At 75.3% G+C, this 5018-nt stretch carries 2 protein-coding genes and 1 pseudogene; 1 reads left to right on the forward strand and 2 read right to left on the reverse strand.

All coding sequences use genetic code 11. From position 1 onward, the window contains the following. Window positions 1–1617 (forward strand): annotated as a pseudogene (locus GT030_RS21585) (hypothetical protein); the annotation flags it as partial. Window positions 1618–1624: 7 nt separating this feature from the next. Here GT030_RS21585 and GT030_RS21590 read toward each other — a convergent pair. Both GT030_RS21590 and GT030_RS21595 read right to left on the reverse strand, forming a co-directional pair. Beyond that, window positions 1625–4066, reverse strand: coding sequence for a right-handed parallel beta-helix repeat-containing protein (locus GT030_RS21590; protein ID WP_161202515.1), 2442 nt, complete (start codon window positions 4064–4066; stop codon window positions 1625–1627). Between the two features lie 302 nt (window positions 4067–4368). Next, window positions 4369–4974, reverse strand: coding sequence for a hypothetical protein (locus GT030_RS21595; protein WP_161202516.1), 606 nt, complete (start codon window positions 4972–4974; stop codon window positions 4369–4371). Window positions 4975–5018: the final 44 nt, after the last annotated feature.

Consider the following 5018-nt stretch of genomic DNA (forward strand, 5'->3'; position numbering starts at 1 on the left):
CCCGGCTTCTGGTACGGCCGCCGCCTCGGCGCCCGCCTCCGCGCCGCGCACACCGCGGCCGGGCTGCTCACCGTCGCCGCCGCCGTCACCCTGCCCGCCACCCGCTTCGACCTCCGCCCCGGCGGACCCGCGCTCCTCCACCTCCTCGGCGTCCTGCTCGGCGCGGGCATCCTCGTCGGGGCCTGTGTGGCCGTCACAGTGGTGTGCCGCCGGGGCCGCAGCGAGCGCCAACTCGACCAGACGCTCGACCGCCACCTGCTGCGCGCCCTCCCGCTCGGCGCTCTGGCCCTGCTGCTGCTCGCCGTCGCCTACGCCTGCTGGTCCCGGCCCGGCTGGCAGTCCGCCGGGAGGCTGCCCGGCGACCCGGCGTTCGGCGCGGTCATGCTGGCCCAGGGCGTCATCGTCGTCGCCCTCGCGGTCGTCGCCCGCCGGCTGCACCGGCGTATGCCCGACCCCCGCGCCGCGATGCGCGGCCTCGGCGGACCTGCCGTCGCCCTGCTCGCGTGCGCGCTCGGCGGAGTCGCCTCCGGCGGGGTCGCCCAGCGCGTCGCCGACTGGCTGGACGGCACCCGCGCCTCGATCACCGGGCCGCCCGTCACCCTGACCTGGCAGGCGTCCGCGATCCCGCCCGTACTCGCCGTGCTCCTCGTACTGATCGCCGTCCTGGCCCGGCGTACCGCGCGCCTCGCCCGCGCCGAGCGCCGACGGGTGCGCGCCGAGCACCCCGGTGAACCCGAGGACCCACACCGCACGAGGCGCATCGCCCACGTCCGCGCCATGGCCACGCTCACCGACCGCGCGCCCCTGATTCTCGCCGTCGGCTCCGTCGCCACCCTGATCGCCGGCGCGGGAGCCCTCACCGGTGCCCTCGCCACCGGGCTCGCGCCCGCCCATGCCGCCCGCGACGCCGGGACGCCCGTCCGGACCGCCGCCGAGGTCTGCCAGACGCTCGGCTCCTGGCTGGTCGGCGTCGGCTTCCTGCTCTTCGTCACCTGGGGACGCCGCGCCTACAAGGACGCCTCGGCCCGCCGGACCATAGGCATCCTGTGGGACGTCGGCACCTTCTGGCCGCGCGCGGCCCACCCCTTCGCGCCTCCCTGCTATGCCGAGCGCGCCGTACCCGACCTCACCTGGCGCACCGCGACCTGGACCGAGCGCACCGGCGGCCGTCTCGTCCTCTCCGGACACTCGCAGGGCAGCGTCCTGGTCGCCGCCGCGGCCTGGCAGCTCCCGCCCGCCGTACGGCAGCGCGTCGCCCTGCTCACCTACGGCTCACCGCTGGAGCGGCTCTACGGGCGCTGGTTCCCGGCCCACTTCGGCCCGGCCGCCCTCGCCGCCCTGCACCGGGACATCTGCTGCTGGCGCAACCTCCACCGCCGCACCGACCCCATCGGCGGCCCGATCCGGCTGCCCGCCGGGCACGGCACCGAGGTCGACCACGAGCCGCTGCCCGACCCGCGCGCCTACGGCCGTACCCCTGAACACCCGCTGCCCGCGCCGATCCTCGGCCACTCCGAGTATCAGGAGGACCCGGTCTTCGTCCGCGAGCGCGACCGTCTGCTGGCGCGCCTCCACCCCGACCTGCCCGCGCCCCGACCGGAACCCGGCCGGACCTGACGCCGCTTCACGGCAGTTCGGGCAGGTCCTCCGGGTACAGCAGGGTCAGGTCGTCGGTGCTCGGGTCGGCGAACTGCGCCACCCGGCTCGCGTGCCGCTCCACCATCGCCTCGAACGTCTGCCGCGCGGTACGGCCGTTACCGAACGCCGGGCCCTTCGGGAGCACCGTGAAGTACTTCAGCAGCGCCTCCGCCGTGCCGGACGCCAGCCGGTACTCGTGCTCGTCGGCCTGCTGCTCCACGATCCGCAGCAGCTCCTCGGGGCCGTAGTCCCCGAAGGTGATCGTCCGCGAGAAACGGGACGCCACACCGGGGTTGACCGAGAGGAAGCGCTCCATCTCCGCCGTGTAGCCCGCCACGATCACCACGACCGCGTCCCGGTGGTCCTCCATCAGCTTCACCAGGGTGTCGATGGCCTCCTTGCCGAAGTCACGCCCGGCGTCCTCCGGTGACAGCGCGTACGCCTCGTCGATGAACAGCACACCGCCACGCGCCCGTTCGAACGCCTCCTGGGTGCGGATCGCGGTGGAACCGATGTGCTCGCCCACCAGGTCGACCCGCGACACCTCCACGAGGTGCCCTATCTCCAGCACCCCGAGCGCGGCCAGGATCTCGCCGTACAGCCGGGCCACCGTCGTCTTGCCGGTGCCGGGGGAGCCGGTGAACACCAGGTGCCGCTTCACCGAGGCCGCCTTCAGGCCCGCCTTCTGGCGGCGTCTGCCCACCTCGATCATGTCGGTCAGCGCCCGCACCTCGCGCTTGACGCTCTCCAGGCCCACCAGCGCGTCGAGTTCACCCATCACGGCCTTCGGCGTACGGGTCTCCCGCTCCGGCACGGGCGGCGCCGCCGCCGGCTCCGCGCCCACGGCGCGCTGCCCCGGAATCGCGCCGAGCAGCCCGCCGGTGGACGCCGGGGCCGTCTGCACCGCCGTGTCCTGCGCCGCCGGGGGCCGCAGTGCGCCGCTCTCGTCGCTGGAGCACTCCTCCACGACCGGTCCGGCGCCCGTGCCCGCGTCCGGGCCGCCCTCGGCGAACTCGTAACCGCCGCGCACACACCGCTCCGTGCGGCACTTGCGCAGGGTCGTACGGCAGCCGTCGAGCACATGGAAGCCGTAGCCGCCGCTGCCGGTCACCCGGCAATTGACGAAGCTGCCCCGGCCGCCCGCCGAGACGTAGAACCCGGCCTCGGCCGGACTCTCCACCACGCAGCGCTCGATCGTCGGGTCGGCGCCCTTGGTGACGATCACGCCGGTCTGGGTGCCGGCCACCGTGCAGTTGCTCAGGGTGCCGCCGCTGCCGTGGTCCCGGAACCAGGCGCCGGTTGCGGCCTCCCGGATACGGCAGTCGTCGAGCTGGGCGGTCGCGCCGTCGCTCACCGAGACCGCCGTGTTGCGCACCTGGGAGAGGTCGCTGTCCACCACGTCCGCGCGGGAGCCCCGGTCCAGCACGAACAGCGCGTCCGGCACGTCGTGCACCCGGCAGGAGTCCAGCACGGCCGTCGCGCCGTCGCTCACCCAGACCGCCGGGTAGTCGCCGGTGCTGTCGAAGATCTCGCACTGGTTGGCGTCCACACGCGTGCCGGGGTCCCACACCGACAGGCCGTTGCGCCCGAACTGGCGCACCGTGGTCCGGGTCAGGGTCAGCACCGAGCGGGAGCGCAGGTCGACCGCGTTCTCCGGGATGTTGTGGATACGGCAGTCGGCCAGCGTCAGCACCGCGTCGGTGTCCAGGGTGACACCGTCCGCCGAGGTGCGGTGCACCTCGCAGTCGGTGAGGTGGGCGGTGGCCCGCTGGGTGACCTGCACCCCGGCGCCGCGCACCTCGTACACCTCGCAACCGAACGCCTCCAGCGAGGAGTTCTCACCGGTCGCGCTCAGTCCGGTGCCCGAGGCGTGGTGCACCCGGCAGCGGTCCAGGCGCGGATGACCGCCGCCGCGCACCGCCACGCCCGCCTGGCCTGCCGAGACGACCTCGCACTCCTCGAACACCCCGGCGGCGCCGTCGAGGACGAGGACGCCGATGCCGGCCGGGTTGTCCACCGTGCAGCGGCGCACGGTCGGCCGGGCCCCGCCGCGCACCTCGATGCCGGAGGCGGAGCGGGTCACGATCCGCACGTCCAGCAGCTCGGGCGTGCCCTCCTCCACCAGCAGCGCCGGGGCGGTGCCGTCCTGGCCCTCCACGTGCAGGCCCTGCACCACGGCGGAGGCGCGCACGGTCAGCGGCACGCCGTCCACGGGGGCGATCCGCACCGAGCCCGGCGCGTTGTCGGGGCCCCGCAGGGTCACCTCCCGCCGCACGACGAGGTTCTCCCGGTAGGTGCCGGGGGCGATGGTGAGGACGTCGCCGTCGGAGGCGGCCTCCAGCGCGGCCGCGAGCGACGCGTACTCACCCGTGCGGCGGCGCCACCGCGATGTGCCGGTGTGCGTCACCTGGACCGTGCCCTGTGCCATGGCGTTGCCGTGCCCCCACCTCGTGGTACGTGTGCTCGTCCGCCTCAGGGGCTCCGCAGCCGGTGCCGGGACGGCGGCCGCGGGGCGCCCGAAGGGCGTCCGCGTGTGCGCGTGTTCCGAACTCCGGCGCGGCCTTCGGCTCGCTCGCGCGCGGGTCGATGCCGAAAGCGAGTCGGCCGGTCCACCGTAGCGTGCGCGCGGGTGGCGGGCCGACCAGAGCCGGAACCCCGGCCCCGCAGCCCGGCCCGGGGTTGGCTGAGAGACGCTCTCGGGCCGAGCCGGCCTGAGCCGGAAGGAGGGCCCTAGCTGCCCGTACCGGCCTTGCCCCAGTCCGGGCCCGCCCGGTCCCAGGCGCGGTCCCAACTCGCGTACCGGCAGCGGACCATGCGCCAGACGACGAGGCGCCGCACGCTCTCGATGAGCCCGGCCACCACCACGGCGGCGCCGAAACCGGCCAGCACCGCGTGCGCCCGGGCGGTGGCGGAGTCCAGTGGCCGGGTCGTTATTCGCCCGGTCGGGTCCGTCCACAGCCTGAAGTGCTCACCCGCGCGAGGGGACTTGACGTCCGCCAGCACCGCGCCCTGGCGACGGGTGCCGTCCGGCGCGGTCCACCCGGCCAGGACCCGGCTGCGGGAGGTGCGGGCCGCGCCCGTGTCGGGATCGGCCTCGGGCGGAGCCTGCGCGAGGGCGCGCAGCACGGTGGCCGTGACGAGATGACGGGTGTGCCGCTGCTCGCGCACCGAGCGCCGCAGCGAGTCCTGCGCGGCGGACCCGGTGACCGTGCCGACGACGGGCATCGCCACGAGCGTCAGCAGCAACGCCAGGAGGCACACCCATGCCTCCGCGACATCGGTCGGGCGGCGCAGCGGATTGCCGCGCCAGCGCCACACTCCGCTGATGGTCTGCACGTCCCCCACCCCCTTCGCTCCGACGCCCCCTGTCCTGCCCCGCG

The organism is Streptomyces sp. SID1328 (assembly GCF_009865595.1).
GTDB classification, from domain to species: Bacteria; Actinomycetota; Actinomycetes; order Streptomycetales; family Streptomycetaceae; genus Streptomyces; species Streptomyces griseoluteus.

Coding starts and splice junctions, on each gene's coding strand:
- GT030_RS21590 (WP_161202515.1), bottom strand. CDS start 4,066: ATGGCACAGGGCACGGTCCAGGTGACGCACACCGGCACATCGCGGTGG.